General features: G+C 70.3%; 19 protein-coding genes. 18 read left to right on the plus strand and 1 reads right to left on the minus strand.

The annotated features are described in order from the left end of the window. Positions 1–33 precede the first annotated feature (33 nt). On the plus strand, positions 34–1,587 hold the full coding sequence (ffh, locus tag ACFYW8_RS27505; RefSeq protein ID WP_389081696.1) for a signal recognition particle protein: 1,554 nt from the start codon (positions 34–36) through the stop codon (positions 1,585–1,587). Between the two features lie 135 nt (positions 1,588–1,722). Beyond that, positions 1,723–3,657 carry an ATP-dependent zinc metalloprotease FtsH gene (gene ftsH, locus ACFYW8_RS27510; RefSeq protein ID WP_389081700.1) on the plus strand — a complete coding sequence of 645 codons (1,935 nt, stop codon included), beginning with the start codon at positions 1,723–1,725 and terminating at the stop codon, positions 3,655–3,657. 85 nt (positions 3,658–3,742) lie between these two features. Here the strand turns inward: ftsH and ACFYW8_RS27515 are convergent, their stop codons facing one another. Beyond that, positions 3,743–4,600 carry an SAM-dependent methyltransferase gene (locus ACFYW8_RS27515; protein ID WP_389081705.1) on the minus strand — a complete coding sequence of 286 codons (858 nt, stop codon included), beginning with the start codon at positions 4,598–4,600 and terminating at the stop codon, positions 3,743–3,745. Positions 4,601–4,801: 201 nt separating this feature from the next. Between ACFYW8_RS27515 and proS the strand changes: the two genes are divergently transcribed. From proS to dprA, 16 genes are all read left to right on the plus strand, one after another. Beyond that, positions 4,802–6,217 carry a proline--tRNA ligase gene (proS, locus tag ACFYW8_RS27520; RefSeq protein ID WP_365873251.1) on the plus strand — a complete coding sequence of 472 codons (1,416 nt, stop codon included), beginning with the start codon at positions 4,802–4,804 and terminating at the stop codon, positions 6,215–6,217. 251 nt (positions 6,218–6,468) lie between these two features. After that, positions 6,469–7,065: a hypothetical protein gene (locus ACFYW8_RS27525; RefSeq protein WP_037625093.1), complete on the plus strand. Its 597-nt coding sequence runs from the start codon at positions 6,469–6,471 to the stop codon at positions 7,063–7,065. A gap of 387 nt (positions 7,066–7,452) precedes the next feature. Then, positions 7,453–7,872 carry a 30S ribosomal protein S16 gene (gene rpsP / locus ACFYW8_RS27530; protein ID WP_365873253.1) on the plus strand — a complete coding sequence of 140 codons (420 nt, stop codon included), beginning with the start codon at positions 7,453–7,455 and terminating at the stop codon, positions 7,870–7,872. A gap of 2 nt (positions 7,873–7,874) precedes the next feature. Beyond that, entirely contained in the window at positions 7,875–8,114 is a 240-nt protein-coding gene (locus tag ACFYW8_RS27535; protein ID WP_003973401.1) for an RNA-binding protein, read from the plus strand. A gap of 180 nt (positions 8,115–8,294) precedes the next feature. Continuing rightward, the gene (gene rimM, locus ACFYW8_RS27540; RefSeq protein ID WP_365873255.1) at positions 8,295–8,882 is read left to right on the plus strand and encodes a ribosome maturation factor RimM; all 588 of its coding nucleotides are present in this window, start codon (positions 8,295–8,297) and stop codon (positions 8,880–8,882) included. Further along, positions 8,882–9,703, plus strand: coding sequence for a tRNA (guanosine(37)-N1)-methyltransferase TrmD (trmD, locus tag ACFYW8_RS27545; protein ID WP_365873257.1), 822 nt, complete (start codon positions 8,882–8,884; stop codon positions 9,701–9,703). The genes rimM and trmD overlap by 1 nt, the downstream gene beginning before the upstream one ends. Positions 9,704–9,834: 131 nt before the next feature. Continuing rightward, a complete protein-coding gene (rplS, locus tag ACFYW8_RS27550) occupies positions 9,835–10,185 on the plus strand; it encodes a 50S ribosomal protein L19 (protein WP_365873259.1) in 351 nt (116 codons plus the stop codon). Between the two features lie 80 nt (positions 10,186–10,265). Beyond that, on the plus strand, positions 10,266–10,982 hold the full coding sequence (gene lepB, locus ACFYW8_RS27555) for a signal peptidase I (protein ID WP_389081723.1): 717 nt from the start codon (positions 10,266–10,268) through the stop codon (positions 10,980–10,982). Then, positions 10,975–12,108 carry a signal peptidase I gene (lepB, locus tag ACFYW8_RS27560; RefSeq protein ID WP_365873263.1) on the plus strand — a complete coding sequence of 378 codons (1,134 nt, stop codon included), beginning with the start codon at positions 10,975–10,977 and terminating at the stop codon, positions 12,106–12,108. Before lepB (ACFYW8_RS27555) ends, lepB (ACFYW8_RS27560) begins: the two co-directional genes overlap by 8 nt. Further along, positions 12,086–12,892, plus strand: a complete 807-nt coding sequence (gene lepB, locus ACFYW8_RS27565; RefSeq protein WP_365873461.1) for a signal peptidase I — start codon at positions 12,086–12,088, stop codon at positions 12,890–12,892. Before lepB (ACFYW8_RS27560) ends, lepB (ACFYW8_RS27565) begins: the two co-directional genes overlap by 23 nt. Before the next feature lie 318 nt (positions 12,893–13,210). Next, positions 13,211–13,984 (plus strand): signal peptidase I, encoded by a 774-nt coding sequence (gene lepB, locus ACFYW8_RS27570; RefSeq protein WP_389081730.1) that lies wholly within the window; start codon positions 13,211–13,213, stop codon positions 13,982–13,984. Continuing rightward, positions 13,974–14,498, plus strand: a complete 525-nt coding sequence (locus ACFYW8_RS27575) for an NUDIX hydrolase (protein ID WP_365873268.1) — start codon at positions 13,974–13,976, stop codon at positions 14,496–14,498. Before lepB (ACFYW8_RS27570) ends, ACFYW8_RS27575 begins: the two co-directional genes overlap by 11 nt. Positions 14,499–14,553: 55 nt before the next feature. Beyond that, positions 14,554–14,862 (plus strand): DUF2469 domain-containing protein, encoded by a 309-nt coding sequence (locus tag ACFYW8_RS27580; RefSeq protein ID WP_003965949.1) that lies wholly within the window; start codon positions 14,554–14,556, stop codon positions 14,860–14,862. Positions 14,863–15,101: 239 nt separating this feature from the next. Next, positions 15,102–15,473 carry a YraN family protein gene (locus tag ACFYW8_RS27585; protein ID WP_365873270.1) on the plus strand — a complete coding sequence of 124 codons (372 nt, stop codon included), beginning with the start codon at positions 15,102–15,104 and terminating at the stop codon, positions 15,471–15,473. Then, positions 15,473–17,098 (plus strand): YifB family Mg chelatase-like AAA ATPase, encoded by a 1,626-nt coding sequence (locus ACFYW8_RS27590; protein WP_389081740.1) that lies wholly within the window; start codon positions 15,473–15,475, stop codon positions 17,096–17,098. The genes ACFYW8_RS27585 and ACFYW8_RS27590 overlap by 1 nt, the downstream gene beginning before the upstream one ends. Next, entirely contained in the window at positions 17,095–18,243 is a 1,149-nt protein-coding gene (gene dprA / locus ACFYW8_RS27595; RefSeq protein WP_365873274.1) for a DNA-processing protein DprA, read from the plus strand. The genes ACFYW8_RS27590 and dprA overlap by 4 nt, the downstream gene beginning before the upstream one ends. Positions 18,244–18,325: the final 82 nt, after the last annotated feature.

Consider the following 18,325-nt stretch of genomic DNA (forward strand, 5'->3'; position numbering starts at 1 on the left):
AAAACGCCCCCGACTCCGAGGACCGAAGCCACCGTGTTCGATACCCTCTCCGACCGCCTCAGCGCGACGTTCAAAAACCTCCGCGGCAAGGGGCGCCTCAGTGAGGCGGACATCGACGCCACGGCCCGGGAAATCCGCATCGCGCTTCTCGAAGCGGACGTCGCCCTCCCGGTCGTCCGCACGTTCATCAAGAACGTCAAGGAACGCGCGCTCGGTTCCGAGGTCTCCAAGGCCCTGAACCCCGCCCAGCAGGTCCTGAAGATCGTGAACGACGAGCTCGTCACGATCCTCGGCGGTGAGACCCGCCGCCTCCGGTTCGCCAAGAACCCGCCCACCGTGATCATGCTCGCGGGTCTCCAGGGTGCCGGTAAGACCACGCTCGCCGGAAAGCTCGGCAAGTGGCTCAAGGACCAGGGCCACTCCCCGCTCCTCGTCGCCGCCGACCTCCAGCGCCCGAACGCCGTGAACCAGCTCAGCGTCGTCGCCGAGCGCGCGGGCGTAGCCGTCTACGCCCCCGAGCCGGGCAACGGCGTCGGCGACCCGGTCAAGGTCGCCAAGGACTCCATGGAGTTCGCGAAGACCAAGGTCCACGACATCGTGATCGTGGACACCGCCGGCCGCCTCGGCATCGACCAGGAGCTGATGCAGCAGGCCGCGGACATCCGCGACGCCGTCAGCCCCGACGAGATCCTCTTCGTCGTCGACGCGATGATCGGCCAGGACGCGGTCAACACGGCCGAGTCCTTCCGCGACGGCGTCGGCTTCGACGGCGTGGTGCTCTCCAAGCTCGACGGTGACGCCCGCGGTGGTGCGGCCCTGTCGATCGCCTCGGTCACCGGCAAGCCGATCATGTTCGCGTCGAACGGCGAGAAGCTCGACGACTTCGACGCCTTCCACCCGGACCGGATGGCCTCCCGCATCCTCGACATGGGTGACCTGCTCACCCTGATCGAGCAGGCGGAGAAGACGTTCAGCCAAGAAGAGGCCGAGAAGATGGCCTCCAAGCTGGCGTCGAAGAAGGGCCAGGACTTCACTCTGGACGACTTCCTGTCCCAGATGGAGCAGGTCCGCAAGATGGGCAGCATCAGCAAGCTGCTCGGCATGCTCCCGGGCATGGGCCAGATCAAGGACCAGATCAACAACCTCGACGAGCGCGACGTCGACCGTACGGCCGCCATCATCAAGTCGATGACCCCGGCCGAGCGCCAGGAGCCGACGATCATCAACGGCTCGCGCCGTGCCCGTATCGCCAAGGGCTCCGGCGTCGAGGTCAGCGCGGTCAAGGGCCTGGTCGAGCGCTTCTTCGAGGCTCGCAAGATGATGTCCCGCATGGCCCAGGGCGGCGGGATGCCGGGCATGCCGGGGATGCCGGGCATGGGCGGCGGCCCCGGCCGCGCCAAGAAGAAGCAGAAGCAGGCCAAGGGCAAGCAGCGCTCCGGCAACCCGATGAAGCGCAAGCAGCAGGAAGAGGAGGAGGCCGCTCGCCGCGAGGCGGGCGCACAGGGCGGCAACGCCTTCGGTCTCCCGCAGCAGGGCGCCCAGGACAACTTCGAGCTGCCTGACGAGTTCAAGAAGTTCATGGGCTGACCTACCGTCCCGGCCTTCCGTCCCGTACGGGAGCGCCTTTCGTGACGCCCGCTGGGGGCGCCCCTCACCGCGAGGGGCGCCCCCAGTGGCATGGGTGCGGGTGCCGGTGTCCGCCATCTGACGTAACGTCCCCTTATGAGCAATGCCGTGCCGCCGCGCAAGGCACCTGACCAGCCATGGCGTACCGAGGGCACGCCGCCCGAGCCGACCCCGCCGCCGGGCGGCCGGCGAAAGCTGCCCGGCGGCTGGTGGAGCCTGGCCCTGGCCGCGCTCATCGTGTTCCTGATCGCCAACCTGGTGCTGTCCTTCTACAACCAGGGCAACGAGCCGACGATCTCGTACACGGAGTTCAGCAGGCAGGTGAGCGACGGCAACGTCTCCAAGATCTACTCCAAGGGCGACGCGATCCAGGGGCAGCTCAAGAACTCCCAGGAGAAGCCCGACGGCGGCGGGAAGTACACCAAGTTCAAGACCCAGCGCCCGGCCTTCGCGGACGACAAGCTCTGGGAGAACCTGCAGACGCACGACGTCACGGTGACCGCCTCGCCGGTGGTCCAGGAGCGCAGCGTCCTCTTCAACCTGCTGATCTCGCTCGCCCCGATGATCCTGCTCGTCGTCCTGTGGATCTTCATCGCCCGGCGGATGGGTTCCGGCATGGGCGGCGCCGGCGGCATGCTCGGCCGCAAGACGCCTCCGAAGCCGGTCGAACTCGTCCCCGGCGGCAAACGCACGACGTTCGCGGACGTGGCCGGCATCGATGAGGTCGCCGGCGAGCTCAACGATGTCGTGGACTTCCTCAAGAACCCCGACGCGTACCGCAGGATGGGCGCGAAGATGCCGCGAGGTGTGCTGCTGGCGGGCCCGCCCGGCACCGGGAAGACCCTGCTCGCGCGGGCGGTCGCGGGGGAGGCGGGCGTCCCGTTCTTCTCCGCCTCCGCCTCCGAGTTCATCGAGATGATCGTGGGCGTCGGCGCCTCGCGCGTGCGCGAGCTGTTCGCCGAGGCCCGCAAGGTGGCTCCGTCCATCATCTTCATCGACGAGATCGACACCATCGGACGGTCGCGGTCGGGCGGCTCCGCCATGGGCGGCCACGACGAGCGCGAGCAGACACTGAACCAGATCCTCACCGAGATGGACGGTTTCTCCGGCTCGGAGGGCGTCATCGTCATCGCCGCCACCAACCGCGCGGACATCCTGGACGCGGCGCTCACCCGCCCCGGCCGCTTCGACCGCGTCGTGACCGTCTCGCCCCCCGACCGCGGCGGCCGTGAGGCGATCCTGGAGATCCACACCCGCGACATCCCGCTCGCCCCCGGCGTGGACCTCACGCAGGTGGCCCGTTCGACCCCGGGCATGACCGGCGCCGACCTCGCCAACCTCGCCAACGAGGCGGCCCTCCTCGCCGTCAAGCGCAAGCAGGAGGAGGTGACGCAGGGAGACCTCTCCGAAGCGCTCGAAAAGGTCCAGCTCGGCGCCGAACGCTCCCTGGTCATGCCCTACGAGGAACGCCGCCGCACCGCGTACCACGAGAGCGGCCACGCCCTCCTCGGGATGCTGAGGCCCGGTGCCGACCCGGTCCGCAAGATCACCATCGTCCCGCGCGGCCGAGCCCTCGGCGTCACGCTGTCGACGCCGGACGCGGACCGGTACGCGTACACCGAGGAGTATCTGCGCGGCCGGATCATCGGCGCCCTCGGCGGCATGGCCGCCGAGCACGTCGTCTACGACGTCATCACCACGGGCTCGGAGAACGACCTGGAACAGGTCACGAACCTCGCCCGTGGCATGGTGGCCCGCTGGGGCATGAGTGAACGGGTGGGAAGGCTGTCCGCGCTGCCCAACGACGCCCAGCAGGCCTACGGCCTCGCGGCCGCCCCGGGCACCCTCGACTCGATCGACCACGAGATGCGCCGCATCGTCGACGAGTGCTACGAGGAGGCCTGCCAGAAACTCCGCGAGCACCGAGGACAACTGGACGCCCTGGCCGAGGCGCTCCTCGCGAACGAGACGCTGGAGGAGGCGGAGGCGTACCGGATCGCCGGGGTGCCCCGGGCGGCGAAGGAGGCGTGAACGCCCGGGCCGGCCTCAGGGGGTGGCTCCCGAGACCGGGCTCAGGGTGGGTCCCGAGACCGGCCTCAGCAGAGAGCCCACCGACTCAGACTGTCCGGGCGATCAGATACCGGAACACGTTCGGCATCCAGACCGTCCCGTCCCTCCGCAGGTGCGGATGCAGTGCCTCGGCCACTTCCTTGTCGACCTGGGCCTGGTCGGTGGCGTCGATCGCGGCGTCGAAGAGCCCCGTGGAGAGCAGCCCGCGCACGGCGCTGTCCAGGTCGGCGTAGCCGAACGGGCAGGCCACCCTCCCCGAGCCGTCCGGCCGCAGCCCGGCCCGCTGGGCGACCTCCTCCAGGTCGTCCCGGCGGGCGGCGCGCCAGCTCGCCGCGCCACGCAGGGGATCGGCCAGCTTGGTGGCGACGCGCAGCACGGCCGAGGTGCTGCACCGCTCCGGCGGCCCCCATCCGACCAGCACCACGGGCGTCCCACGGCCGGCGAGCGGTGCCGCCTCGGCGAGGAGCCGGCCGAGCCCTTCGGAGTCGCCGGCCACGCACCCGATCGGCTCGAAGGCGGTCATCAGGTCGTACGCGGGCGACCCGGCGACGGCCGCGTCCCCGGGAGCGCCGGCCACGAGCCGGGCCTCGGCGCGCGGAGGCGTGTCCCATGCCTGTGGCAGCAGACGTTCCCGTGCGAGGGTCAGCCGTTCGGGTGACGAGGAGTCGACTCCCGTGACCGCGGCGCCGCGGGAGGCCGCCATCAGCAGGGCGAGCCCGGACCCGCAGCCGAGGCCGAGCAGCCGTGTCCCGTCGCCCACTTCGAGTCGCTCGTAGACGGCCTCGTAGAGCGGTACCAGCATCCGCTCCTGGATCTCGGCCCAGTCACGCGCGCGTGCACCCCGGTCCGCGCGGGGCGATGGGCCCGCATGAGGAAGGTGCCGCCGCACGAGCGTAGGTGTCATCGAAAGTGCCCCAATCCGCCGAGAGTTGCCGCCGGGCCCCCTTTTCCTTAGCCCCCGCGCACGAGGCCCGCACTCCCCCCGTATGTCAGGTAACTCCGCCCTCGACGTGCCGTCCAGGGGTTGCGGGGTCCCGTTTGTGCCCCGGCCGCAAAGGGCGCGAGAATTCACATACCGGCAACGTGGGCCCGTACCATCACCCGCATGGCAAAGGCACCCGTTCTCACGCCCCGGGCGGACGATTTCCCGCGCTGGTACCAGGACTTGATCAACAAGGCCGAGCTGGCGGACAACGGGCCGGTGCGCGGCACGATGGTCATCCGGCCGTACGGGTACGGGCTGTGGGAGCGGATGCAGCAGGAGATGGATGCCCGCATCAAGGAAGCGGGTGCCCAGAACGCGTACTTCCCGCTGTTCATCCCGCAGTCGTACCTGACCCGGGAGGCGGAGCACGTCGAGGGCTTCGCCCCCGAGCTCGCGGTCGTCACGCACGGCGGCGGCAAGGAGCTGGAGGAGCCGGTCGTCGTCCGTCCCACCTCCGAGACGATCATCAACGCCTCCTTCTCCAAGTGGGTGCAGAGCTACCGCGACCTGCCGCTGCTGATCAACCAGTGGGCGAACGTGGTCCGTTGGGAGATGCGTCCGCGGATCTTCCTGCGGACGACCGAATTCCTCTGGCAGGAGGGCCACACCGCCCACGCCACCTACGAGGACGCCCGGGACTACGCCGCGCACATCCACAAGAAGGTGTACGCCGACTTCATGGTCGACGTCCTCGGCATCGACGTCGTCCTTGGCCGGAAGACGGCGAGCGAGCGGTTCGCGGGCGCCGTCAACACCCTCACCCTCGAAGCCATGATGGGTGACGGCAAGGCGCTCCAGATGGGCACCAGCCATGAGCTGGGGCAGAACTTCGCGAAGGCGTTCAACACCCGGTACCTGTCCAAGGACGGGAAGCAGGAACTCGTCTGGCAGACCTCCTGGGGGTCCTCGACCCGCATGGTGGGTGGCCTGATCATGTCGCACGGCGATGACAGTGGGTTGCGGGTGCCGCCCCGGCTCGCCCCGGTACAGGTCGTCGTCCTCGCGATCAAGGGGGACGAGGCGGTTCTGGCCAAGGTCCGCGAAATCGGCGACCGCCTGAAGGCCGCGGGTGTAAGGGTCCAGGTCGACGACCGTACGGACACCCCCTTCGGGCGCCGCGCGGTCGACTGGGAGCTCAAGGGCGTCCCCGTACGCGTCGAGGTCGGCCCCCGCGATCTGGAGAACGGCACGGCGATGCTGGCCCGCCGCATCCCCGGGGGCAAGGAGCCCGTGGCCGTCGACGCGCTGGCGGCACTCCTTCCCGGCATCCTCGAAGAGGACCAGGCACTGCTCCTGGGGCAGTCCCGCGAGCGCCGCGAGTCCCGTACCTCCGACGTGTCGACGATCGATGCGGCGGTGGAGGCCGCGCTGGCGGGCGGCTGGGCGCGCATTCCCTGGGCCGACCTCGGCGAAGAGGGCGAGGCCGGGCTCGCCGAGCACGCGGTGACCGTACGATGTCTGGTCGCCGAGGACGGGTCGGTGCCGGACGCCGACGACGCACCCGGTAACGTCGCCGTCGTCGCCCGCGCCTACTGAGTGGGACGAGAGGGCGGCCGAAACACCTCTTGCGCATCTGCCGACCACAGGTGCCCCGGCGTGCGGATACCGTCTACGCGCTGGGGCGTACGTGTGCCTACGTACCGCCTTGGTATGAGCTGTGATGCTTCTCCGCAGATCAGCGCACCCGCCCTCGTCAGGACGCATCAGCGGCAACTGACGGGTACGTGCAAATTATTTGGGATGCCCCGGAATAGGAACACAGAGGCACCTCCGCTCGTTCTCATTACGTGAGCACGACACCACCTGTTCTCGCCGCAGAGCTGGCAGGGGCGTGGGCCGACATTCAGCGGCACCACCCCGAACTGCCGGATCTTGCCGCGCCAGAGTCCCTGATCGGAGAATCGTCGTCCGCCTGCGGACACGAGCTCTCCTTCGAACGACTGCTTCACGAAGCAGTCCACGGCATCGCCGCCGCCCGCGGAGTCCGCGACACCTCGCGCGCCGGCCGGTATCACAACCGCAGATTCCTCGCGATCGCCGAGGAGCTGGGCCTCGACCACCCCGAGGAGCCGCATCCAAGCAGTGGCTTCTCGCTGGTCACGCTCAACCCCGAGGCGAAACGCCGCTACCGCCCGACCATCGAGCGGCTCCAGCGGGCGCTGAAGGCCCATACGGCCGCCACGTCCGCCGACACCGCCCGCTCGTTCCGCGGCCCGGCCGCCCGCCACGGCTCCTCCGGTGGAGGCGTCCGCGTCAAGGCCGTATGCGACTGCGGGCGCAATGTGCGCGTGGTCCCGTCGGTTCTCGCGCAGGCGCCGATCGTGTGCGGAGGATGCGGCAAACCCTTCCGGATTCCGGAGGTGGTCGGGGCGGCCGCCGGCTGACGTGCGTGCGACACCGGCGTCTCGTGGGTGCCGGACGAACGCGCGCGGCCCGTGAGCAGTCGTGCCTCCCCCACTGCCTTGGGAAGTGGGGGAATTCAGGAGGCACGAGTGCCCGCGGGCGACAGCTCGCCGGCGCCCCCAGTGGCCGATCCACGCAGGCCCATGCCTGACGGGCACCCGGGAAGGCCGGGTGCCCGTCAGGCATGGGCGAACGCACCCTCGGTCCGGGCGGACCGCAGGATGTGGCAGAATGGCTAGCTGTACTCGACAGCCGCATAGGACCCCTCTCTCCTCCGGCTGACGCGTCCATCGGGCACTCGGGTACCGCAACCCCACGCGGCCATCTCGTCGTGTCCAACCCCGTCAAGACCAGGAGACACCACTTCCGTGGCAGTCAAGATCAAGCTGAAGCGTCTGGGCAAGATCCGTTCGCCTCACTACCGCATCGTCGTCGCCGACTCCCGTACCCGCCGTGATGGCCGGGCCATCGAGGAGATCGGTCTGTACCACCCGGTGCAGAACCCTTCGCGCATCGAGGTCGACACGGACCGTGCGCAGTACTGGCTGAGTGTCGGCGCGCAGCCGACCGAGCCCGTGCTCGCCATCCTGAAGCTGACCGGCGACTGGCAGAAGTTCAAGGGCCTGCCGGCCCCGGCTCCGCTGCTCGTGGCCGAGCCGAAGGCCGCGCGCCCGCTGTTCGACGCCCTCGGTGGCGACGACTCGGGCAAGGGTGAGGCCATCACCCAGAAGAAGAAGGCTGAGAAGAAGGACGAGGCTCCGGCCGAGTCCGAGTCGACCGAGGCCTGAGCATGCTCGAGGAGGCTCTCGAGCACCTCGTGAAGGGCATCGTCGACAACCCCGACGATGTGCAGGTCGCCTCGCGCAACCTGCGCCGCGGGCGCGTTCTCGAGGTTCGGGTCCACCCCGACGACCTCGGCAAGGTGATCGGCCGTAACGGCCGCACCGCGCGCGCTCTGCGCACCGTCGTGGGCGCCATCGGCGGCCGCGGTGTCCGCGTCGACCTCGTCGACGTGGATCACGTCCGCTGACGTAGCAGGCAGCACCGGCTCGGGCCGGGGAGGGCTTACGAGCCGTCCCCGGCCCGTAGTCGTCTGCGAACCCCCGCGGTCGGCTCAGGACCGCGTGGACACCCACGCGCCCCCGGGCGTCCGCTCATCCGCGGTCGTCATGAAGCATTGCCGTCGGCACACGACAGGAGATCAAGCACAGTGCAGCTGGTAGTCGCTCGCGTCGGCCGCGCCCACGGCATCAAGGGCGAGGTCACCGTGGAGGTCCGCACCGACGAGCCGGAGCTCCGGCTCGGCCCCGGTGCCGTCCTGCTCACCGATCCGGCCTCCACCGGACCCCTGACCATCGAGACGGGCCGCGTCCACAGCGGCCGTCTTCTGCTGCGCTTCGCGGGCGTGCGGGACCGCAACGCCGCCGAGGCGCTGCGCAACACCCTGCTGATCGCCGAGGTCGACCCGAACGAGGTGCCGGACGACCCGGACGAGTACTACGACCATCAGCTGATGGACCTGGACGTGGTCACCAAGGACGGCGCCGAGGTCGGACGCATCACCGAGATCTCGCACCTGCCCTCGCAGGACCTGTTCGTGGTGGAGCGCCCGGACGGGACCGAGGTGCTCATCCCGTTCGTCGGGGAGATCGTCGTCGAGATCGACCTGGAGGAGCAGCGGGCCGTCATCGACCCGCCGCCGGGACTGATCGACGACCAGGCGGAGATCGTCTCCTCCAGGGACGCGGAGGACGACTCCTCCGAGGCCGACGAGGACGCCGCGGGGGCCGACGCCTGATGCGGCTCGACGTGGTCACGATCTTCCCCGAGTACCTGGAACCCCTGAACGTCTCGCTCGTCGGCAAGGCTCGTGCGCGCGGGCAGCTGAACGTGCACGTGCACGATCTCCGGGATTGGACGTACGACCGTCACAACACGGTCGACGACACTCCCTACGGCGGCGGCCCCGGCATGGTCATGAAGACCGAGCCCTGGGGCGACGCCCTGGACTCCGCACTGGCGGACGGTTACGAGACGGGCGCCCACGGGCCCGTCCTCGTGGTGCCCACCCCCAGCGGGCGCCCGTTCACCCAGCAGCTCGCCCTGGAGCTCTCGGAGCGCCCCTGGCTGGTCTTCACGCCCGCGCGCTACGAGGGCATCGACCGCCGCGTCATCGACGAGTACGCGACGAGGATGCCCGTCTACGAGGTGTCCATCGGCGACTACGTCCTCGCCGGCGGCGAAGCGGCCGTCCTGGTCGTCACCGAGGCCGTGGCGCGGCTGCTGCCGGGTGTCCTCGGCAACGCAGAGTCCCACCGGGACGACTCCTTCGCCCCCGGGGCCATGGCCAACCTCCTGGAGGGCCCGGTGTACACCAAGCCCCCGCAGTGGCGCGGCCGTGAGATCCCCGATGTGCTGGTCAGCGGCCACCACGGGAAGATCGCCCGCTGGCGCCGCGACGAGGCACTGAGCCGCACGGCGGCGAACCGGCCCGACCTCATCGAGCGCTGCGACGCCTCCGCCTTCGACAAGAAGGACCGCGAGATGCTCTCGATCCTGGGCTGGCAGCCGGATCCCGGCGGCCGATTTTGGCGCAGGCCGGAGGCCGTGGAAGAATAGGCCGCTGCTCTCCGTCGTCCGGCGCGCGCCCCTGCCACAGGGGGACACGACGCCCGCCCCGACGAGGCAGCACCACCTTCGAACCTCTCTCCCGTTGATGACCTGTGGCATCAGCGAAGAAAGCAGACAAAATGACTCACCTGCTCGACATCGTCGACGGCGCGTCGCTGCGCACCGACATCCCGGCCTTCCGCCCGGGTGACACCGTCAACGTCCACGTCCGCGTCATCGAGGGCAACCGCTCCCGTGTGCAGCAGTTCAAGGGCGTAGTCATCCGCCGCCAGGGCGCCGGTGTCCGCGAGACCTTCTCGGTCCGCAAGGTCTCGTTCTCCGTCGGCGTCGAGCGCACCTTCCCGGTGCACACCCCGATCGTCGAGAAGATCGAGCTCGTGACCCGCGGTGACGTCCGTCGCGCGAAGCTTTACTACCTCCGTGAGCTGCGCGGCAAGGCCGCGAAGATCAAGGAGAAGCGCGACAACTGAGCTCGCGCCGCCGCGGTCGTCCGTCGGCGACCGAGCCGGTAAGAAGGCGTCTCATGGAGGCCGGATAGCATCTGGCCCCGATGGACACCGAAGCACAGCCCGTGGAGCGCGACCGCTCCTCCCGCCCTTCCGCTTCCGAGGAGACCTCGGACACAGCGGGGCCGGAGGACCGGTCGCGTTTTGCGTTCACCGACAGGGTCGCCGAACGGCTCCCCGGGGGCCGGATCACCCTGACCGTGCTGATCTGTCTGGTATTCCTGCTCCTGGTCAGCCGCTTCGTGATGCAGCCGTTCGAAATTCCCAGCGGTTCCATGGAGTCCGGATTGAGGATCGGGGACCGCGTTCTCGTAAACAAGTTGGCGTACCGTTTCGGTTCCGAGCCGCAGCGGGGCGATGTCGTCGTGTTCGACGGCACCGGTTATTTCGGGAACGCGGACTACGTCAAGCGCGTCGTCGGAGTAGGGGGAGACCACGTGGTCTGCTGCGACAAGGAGGGGAGACTCGAAGTGAACGGCCGATCGGTCGACGAGTCGACATTTCTCTATCGGGGCGACAGCCCGTCCGAGGTGCCCTTCGACATCGTCGTGCCCGAGCGGTCCCTGTTCCTCCTGGGTGATCACCGCAGCCGCTCCAGCGACTCCCGTGACCATCTGGGCTCGCCCGGCGGTGGCATGGTCCCCGTCGGCGATGTCATCGGCAGGGCCGACTGGATCGCCTGGCCCTCGGGCCACTGGACCCGTCTGACGCGTCCCGACGCCTACGCCGGTGTGCCTGCCGCCGGGGGTGCCCATGGGTAACCGTGGACGGGCGCGCGGGGTCTCCGCCGGCGCCGCCGAGAATCCGCTGCCCACCGGGGTCCGGCGTGCCTCCGGCGGAGCCGCCCGGCCCAGCCGGGTCGAGCGGCGCAAACTCGCGCGCAAGATCAAGCGGCGCAGGCGGCGCTCGGCGGTCAAGGAGATACCTCTCCTCGTCGGCGTCGCGGTGCTGATAGCCCTGGTTCTCAAGACGTTCCTCGTCCAGGCCTTCGTGATCCCGTCGGGCTCCATGGAGAACACGATCCAGATCGGCGACCGCGTCCTGGTGGACAAGTTCACCCCCTGGTTCGGCTCCGAGCCCAAGCGCGGTGACGTCGTCGTCTTCAAGGACCCCGGCGGCTGGCTCACCGCCGAGGACGCCCAGAAGAAGAGCGACCCCGTGGTCGTCAAGCAGTTCAAGGAGGGGCTGACCTTCATCGGTCTGCTGCCGTCCGACAACGAGAAGGATCTGATCAAGCGGGTCGTCGGGCTCGGCGGGGACACCGTCAAGTGCTGTGACGCGCAGGGCCGGGTGACCGTGAACGGCACTCCCCTGACCGAGCCGTACATCTACGCCGGGGACAAACCGTCGGCGTTCGCCTTCGAGGTGAAGGTGCCCGCGGGCCGTCTGTTCGTGCTGGGCGACCACCGGGGCAACTCCGCGGACTCCCGTTACCACCGCACCGACAAGTTCAGCGGCACCGTCTCCGAGAAGTCGATCGTGGGCCGGGCGATGGTCATCGGGTGGCCCATCGGCCACTGGACCCGGCTGCAGGAGCCGAACACGTTCTCGACGGTGGCCGACGCGCCTGGAGGGTCGGCCTCCGCTCTGTCTCTGTCGCATAGGGTGGCCTCTGCGGATCCAGATGGATTGATCCCGCTCCCGAGCCCTGCGGAACTCCCGCTCGTTATGGGAGTGGTGGGTCTGCGCCGAATACGGCGCGGGCGGCGGCACGGAGTGAGGAGTGGATGTGGGGGATGTGGCGGTCGGCGCGCGTTCTGGGCACGAGGGTCCCGAAGGGCAGCCGGAGCGGCCCGACGATGCGGCTGCCCCTGCCGTAGAAGACGGTTCGGGTTCCGGGAACGGCTCCGAGGACGGGGACACCCTGACCGGGCGCGCGGAGCGTGACCCGAAGTCCACCAAGCAGCGCTCCTTCTGGAAGGAGCTGCCGATCCTGATCGGCATCGCTCTGGTACTCGCGCTGATCATCAAGACCTTCCTGGTGCAGGCGTTCTCGATCCCTTCGGACTCGATGCAGAACACCCTCCAGCAGGGTGACCGCGTCCTGGTCGACAAGCTGACTCCGTGGTTCGGCTCGGAGCCGCAGCGCGGAGAGGTCGTCGTCTTCCACGACCCGGACAACTGGCTGGCGGGCGAGCCCACGGCCAACCCGAACGCCCTGCAGACGGTCCTGAGCTGGATCGGCCTGATGCCGTCCGCCGAGGAGAAGGACCTCATCAAGCGGGTCATCGGCGTGGGCGGCGACACGATCGAGTGCAAGAACACCGGCCCGCTGATGGTCAACGGCAAGGCGCTCAACGAGTCGTCGTACGTGTACGCCGGGAACACCCCGTGCAGCCAGGACGAGGACGGCGGCCAGTTCAAGGTCAAGGTTCCCAAGGGCATGATCTGGGTGATGGGTGACCACCGCCAGAACTCGCGGGACTCGCGCTACAACCAGTCGGACAAGCACCACGGCATGGTGCCCGTGAACGACGTCGTCGGCCGTGCCATCGTCAAGGCCTGGCCGATCAACCGCTGGGGCACCCTTCCGGTCCCGGACACCTTCGACCAGGCGGGTCTGAGCGACCAGGCGGCCGCGGCGGTCACCTCGCCGGGTGCCGTGGCGCTGCTGGGCGCCGCGCCGCTCGTGCTGGTGCGACGCAAGCGCAGGGCGTCCAAGGACGACTGAGACACCGCTCGGCCTTCGGGGCCGGCCTCTCCGGATCACCGGGGCGGTCGGCCCCGCTCGTTTCAGCCGGAAGCCGGAAGCCGGTGGCCGGTGGCCGGAAGCCGGTGGCCGGTGGCGGATGGCGGACCGGGCGGGGCGGCGGGGCGGACCGGGCGGGGCGGCGGGGCGGCCGGCACGAACCTCAGGGCACGAACCTCAAGGTACGAACCTCACGGCACAGGCCCCAGGGCACGAGCCCCATGGATCCCGTCCCCGCCGGTGATCGTGTTCCCGACGGGGGCTGACCCCGGACCGTACCCCCGGGTAAGGTGCGGGCTCATGGGTGGCGAGAGCGCAACACGTACGGCCCCGCGCAGCGGCGTCGCAGGCAAGGCCCCGGCGGGCAGCAGGACGGGACAGCGGCTGTCCGGGCTGGCCGTCGCGTTGGGCCTGGTGCTGTTCCTGGTCGGGTTCGGCTGGGCAGCGGTGGTCTATCTGCCCTACACCGTCCCTACGAGCTCGATGGCGCCGACGATCAACATCGGCGACCGGGTGCTGGCTCAGCGCGTCGACGGAAGCGAGATCCGGCGGGGTGACGTCGTCGTCTTCAAGGACAAGACCTGGGTCACCAACTCGTCCGTGGTCAAGCGCGTGGTCGCCGTCGGCGGCGACACCGTCGCCTGCTGCACCAACGGCAAGCTGACCGTCAACGGAAAGCAGATCGACGAGACGTATCTGGCCGCCGGAAGCCTCGCCGAGATCACCGGCTTCCCGACCGTGAAGGTCCCGGAGGGACGGCTGTTCCTGCTCGGCGACGAGCGGCGGGGCTCCTTGGACTCCACCGCGCATCTGACGGACGCGGCCAGCGGAACCGTGGCGCGCAGCGCCGTGACCGCCCGCGTCGACGCCATCGCCTGGCCGATGAACGGCATGCTCGAACGCCCCACCGGCTTCAAGGTGCTCGGCGGTCTGTCCCAGCAGGGACCGCTCCCCACGATGGTCGCCCTGGTGATCGCGGGCGCCGTGCTCGTGCTGGGTGGCGCGGCGTACGGGCCGGTGGCCAAGCTGGCGGGACGTTCCCGCGCCCGCACGGAGCCAGCCGGTGCCCGCTGAGGCGGCACGGGGGGACGAGGGTCCGCACCGAGGCGCGTTGCGCAAGGTCGCCCGGGTCGTCCTCCTCGACCCGCTGGACCGCGTCCTGCTGCTGCACGGTCACGAGCCGGACGATCCCTCGGACGACTGGTGGTTCACGCCGGGCGGAGGTCTGGAGGGCGACGAGACCCGGGAGCAGGCGGCCCTGCGCGAACTCGTGGAGGAGACCGGTATCACAGAGGTCGACCTGGGCCCGGTGCTGTGGCGGCGGATCTGCTCGTTCCCGTTCGCGGGGCGGCGCTGGGACCAGGACGAGTGGTACTTCCTGGCCCGTACGACCCAGACCGCCACGGCGGCCGCGGGGCTGACGGACCTGGAGCGGCGCAGCGTCGCCGGAGCGCGCTGGTGGACGTGCCAGGAACTGACCGAGGCACATGAGACGGTGTATCCGACCAAGCTCGCCGGGCTGCTGCGCAGGGTGCTCGACGAGGGTCCCCCGGCCACGCCCGAGGTCCTCGACACGGAAATCGTCTAGGGGCTCTCGGGGCTGGCGCACAATAGGGGGACGCACGGCTGAAGGGGAACATGCCATGAGCGCCGAGGACCTCGAGAAGTACGAGACCGAGATGGAGCTGAAGCTCTATCGGGAGTACCGCGACGTCGTCGGTCTGTTCAAATATGTGATCGAGACCGAACGGCGCTTCTACCTCACCAACGACTACGAGATGCAGGTGCACTCGGTCCAGGGTGAGGTGTTTTTCGAGGTGTCCATGGCGGATGCCTGGGTGTGGGACATGTATCGGCCTGCCCGTTTCGTGAAGCAGGTGCGCGTCCTCACGTTCAAGGACGTGAACATCGAGGAGCTGAACAAGAGCGACCTGGAGCTGCCGGGCGGCTGATCCTGGCGGCTGAAGTCCGGACCGCGGGACGACGGCTGGGGACTGGGGGCTGAGGGACGGAGGCCGGGGGAGGGGCGGGAGTCCTGAGCCGACTGTTTCCCCGACCGGCCGGCCGGCGAGCGGTGATCGTGGTGGTGGCTCGTGCGGGTGACGGAGATTTCCACAGTCACCCGCTCGTCCACCAAGATCCAATAGCTGGGTGACGCGGCCTCAGTGTCGGTGCCGGAGGTGGTGCCGACATGAGGACATCCGAGGCCCGTAACGCACTGGGCGTGTACGGCGAGGAACTGGCCGCGCGACGGCTGACCGGGACCGGAATGACGATCCTGGCCCGCAACTGGCGCTGCGGCAGGACCGGCGAGATCGACATCGTGGCCCGGGACGGCGACTCGCTGGTCGTCTGCGAGGTCAAGACCCGCAGGGTGGGCGCGTTCCAGCATCCGATGGAGGCTGTCACACCGGCGAAGGCCCTGCGCCTGCGCGGCCTGGCCGAACGCTGGCTCCAGGAACACGGCGGAGCACCGCCCGGCGGCGTCCGCATCGACCTGATCGGTGTCCTGATCCCCGAACGCGGCGCGCCCGTGGTCGAGCACGCGCGGGGGGTGGCCTGATGGGATTCGCGCGTACGTGTTCGGTGGCCCTGGTGGGTGTGGAGGGCGTCGTCGTCGAGGTCCAGGCGGACCTGGAGCCGGGCATCGCGGCCTTCACGCTGGTGGGGCTCCCCGACAAGAGCCTGACGGAGAGCCGGGACCGGGTCAGGGCCGCGGTGGTCAATTCCGGTGCGTCCTGGCCGCAGAAGAAGCTGACGGTGGGGCTGAGTCCGGCCTCCGTGCCCAAGGGGGGCTCGGGCTTCGATCTCGCCGTCGCCTGTGCGGTGCTGGGCGCCGCCGAGCGGATCGATCCCCGCGTGCTCTCCGACATCGTGATGATCGGGGAGCTGGGGCTCGACGGCAGGGTGCGGCCGGTCCGGGGCATCCTGCCGGCCGTCCTCGCCGCGGCGGACGCCGGATACGAGCAGGTGGTCGTGCCGGAGTGCGCGGCCGCCGAGGCCTCACTGGTACCGGGGGTCTCGGTGCTCGGCGTCCGCAGCCTGCGCCAGCTGATCGCGGTGCTGGCCGACGAACCGGTGCCCGAGGAGGAACCGGACGAGCAGGGCCGGCCGGACCCGCTGCTGGCCGGCCTGCGCGTGCCCGGCACGGGCGAGGCCACCGGCCTGTGCGGCATCGCCGTTCCGGAACACGACCGGGACCACGACCTCGGCGACGTCGTCGGCCAGCTGTCGGCGCGCACCGCGATGGAGGTGGCGGCGGCCGGCGGGCACCACGTCTTCCTCCAAGGGCCACCGGGCGCGGGCAAGACGATGCTGGCCGAGCGGATGCCGTCCATCATGCCGCGGCTGTCCCGGCAGGAATCCCTGGAGGTGACGGCGATCCACTCCGTCGCCGGCCTGCTGCCGCCCGGCAAACCGATGGTGGACGTCGCGCCGTACTGCGCACCCCACCATTCCGCGACCATGCAGGCGCTCGTCGGCGGGGGCAAGGGGCTGGCACGGCCCGGCGCGGTGTCCCTGTCGCATCGCGGAGTGCTCTTCCTCGACGAGGCACCGGAGTTCAGCGGCTTCGCGCTGGACGCCCTGCGGCAGCCCCTGGAGGCGGGCCACGTGGTGATCGCGCGCAGCGCCGGTGTCGTCCGCTTCCCCGCGAAGTTCCTGATGGTCCTGGCCGCCAACCCCTGCCCCTGCGGGCGCTTCGGCACGACGAACGACTTCTGCGAGTGCCCGCCCTCCGTCATCCGCCGCTATCAGGCGAGGCTTTCCGGGCCGCTGCTCGACCGGGTCGATCTGCGGGTGGAGGCCGAGCCGGTCACCCGGGCCGAGCTCACCGCGCGCGGAGCACGGGGCGAGTCGACGAAGACGGTCGCGGACCGGGTCCTCGCCGCCCGCGAGCGGGCCGCCGAGCGCCTGGCGGGAACCCCCTGGCACATCAACAGTGAGGTCCCGGGACGCGAGCTGCGCGGCCGATGGCAGGCGCGGGCGGGAGCGATGGACGAGGCCGAGCGAGGCCTGGAGCGCGGGCTGCTGACGGCCCGCGGGCTGGACCGGGTGCTCCGTGTCGCCTGGACGGTCGCGGACCTGTCGGGACACGACCGGCCCGACGCGGGAGACGTCGCCCTGGCCCTCCAGCTGCGCACCGGAATCCCGCGCGGGGTACCGATGGCGATCGGCTCGCCGGCATGACGGGCGACGTCGAGCGCAGGGCCCGCGTCACGCTCTCCCGGGTCCTCGAACCGGGCGACGAGGTCTGCGGGCGCTGGATTCGGGAAGTCGGGGCCCCGGAGGCGGTTCTGTGGCTGTACGGGGACCTGGGGCAGCCGCGGGGAATGACCGACAAGCGATGGGCGGGACTGAGGGCCAGAGCCGGGCGGGCCGACCCGGAGCGGGACCTCGCCCAGGCGCGGGACGCCGGGGTGCGGTTCGTCTGTCCCGGCGAACCCGAATGGCCCGCGCAGCTCGACGACCTGGGCGATGCCCGGCCCGTCGGACTGTGGGTGCGGGGGCGGGCCGGACTGCGGTTGTGGGCGCTGCGGTCCGTCGCCGTCGTCGGCGCCCGGGCCTGCACCGAGTACGGCGCGCACATGGCGGCCACCCTCGGCGCCGGGCTCGCCGAGCGGGGCTGGGTGGTGGTGTCCGGCGGTGCCTACGGCATCGACGGTGCCGCGCACCGCGGCGCCCTCGGGGCGGGCGGAGCCACCGTCGCCGTGCTCGCCTGCGGAGTCGACCGGCCCTACCCGCGCGGACACACTCAGTTGATCACCAGGATCGCGGAACAGGGTCTCGTGGTGGGCGAGTTGCCGCCCGGTGAGCACCCGACACCGAGCAGATTCATCCTCAGGAACCGGGTCATCGCGGCGCTCACCCGGGGCACCGTGGTCGTCGAGGCGGCGTACCGCAGCGGAGCGCTCGTCACGGCCCGTGCGGCACAGCGGCTGGGCCGGTTCACGATAGGCGTGCCAGGGCCCGTCACCAGCGGACTGTCGGCCGGGGTGCACGAACTGCTGCGCGGCGAAGCCGTCCTCGTCTCGGACGCGGCGGAAGTCGCGGAGCTGGTCGGTGACATGGGCGAGCTGGCCCCGGACCGGCGCGGGCCCGTTCTGCCGCGCGACCTGCTGCACCCGGGTGCGGGGCGCGTCCTGGCCGCCCTGCCGTCGCGGGATCCGGCCGGAGCCGAGGAAATCGCCCGGAGAGCGGCGACCAGCACGGACGACGCGGTCGGGAGACTGTACGAACTCCGAGCACTTGGATTCGTCGAACGACACGGCGACGGCTGGAAGTTGACACGCCAGGCCACGGCCTCCGTCCGAGGTGATCGGGAGGGATGCTGACCGAGCGTGTTCGGCCGTCCGGGGGAATGCCGACACGCCTGGTAATCCTTGCAGTTGGCGACCTTCGTTGGTCACGCAGGGC

It is taken from the genome of Streptomyces sp. NPDC002742, from assembly GCF_042888885.1.
Lineage (GTDB): Bacteria > Actinomycetota > Actinomycetes > Streptomycetales > Streptomycetaceae > Streptomyces.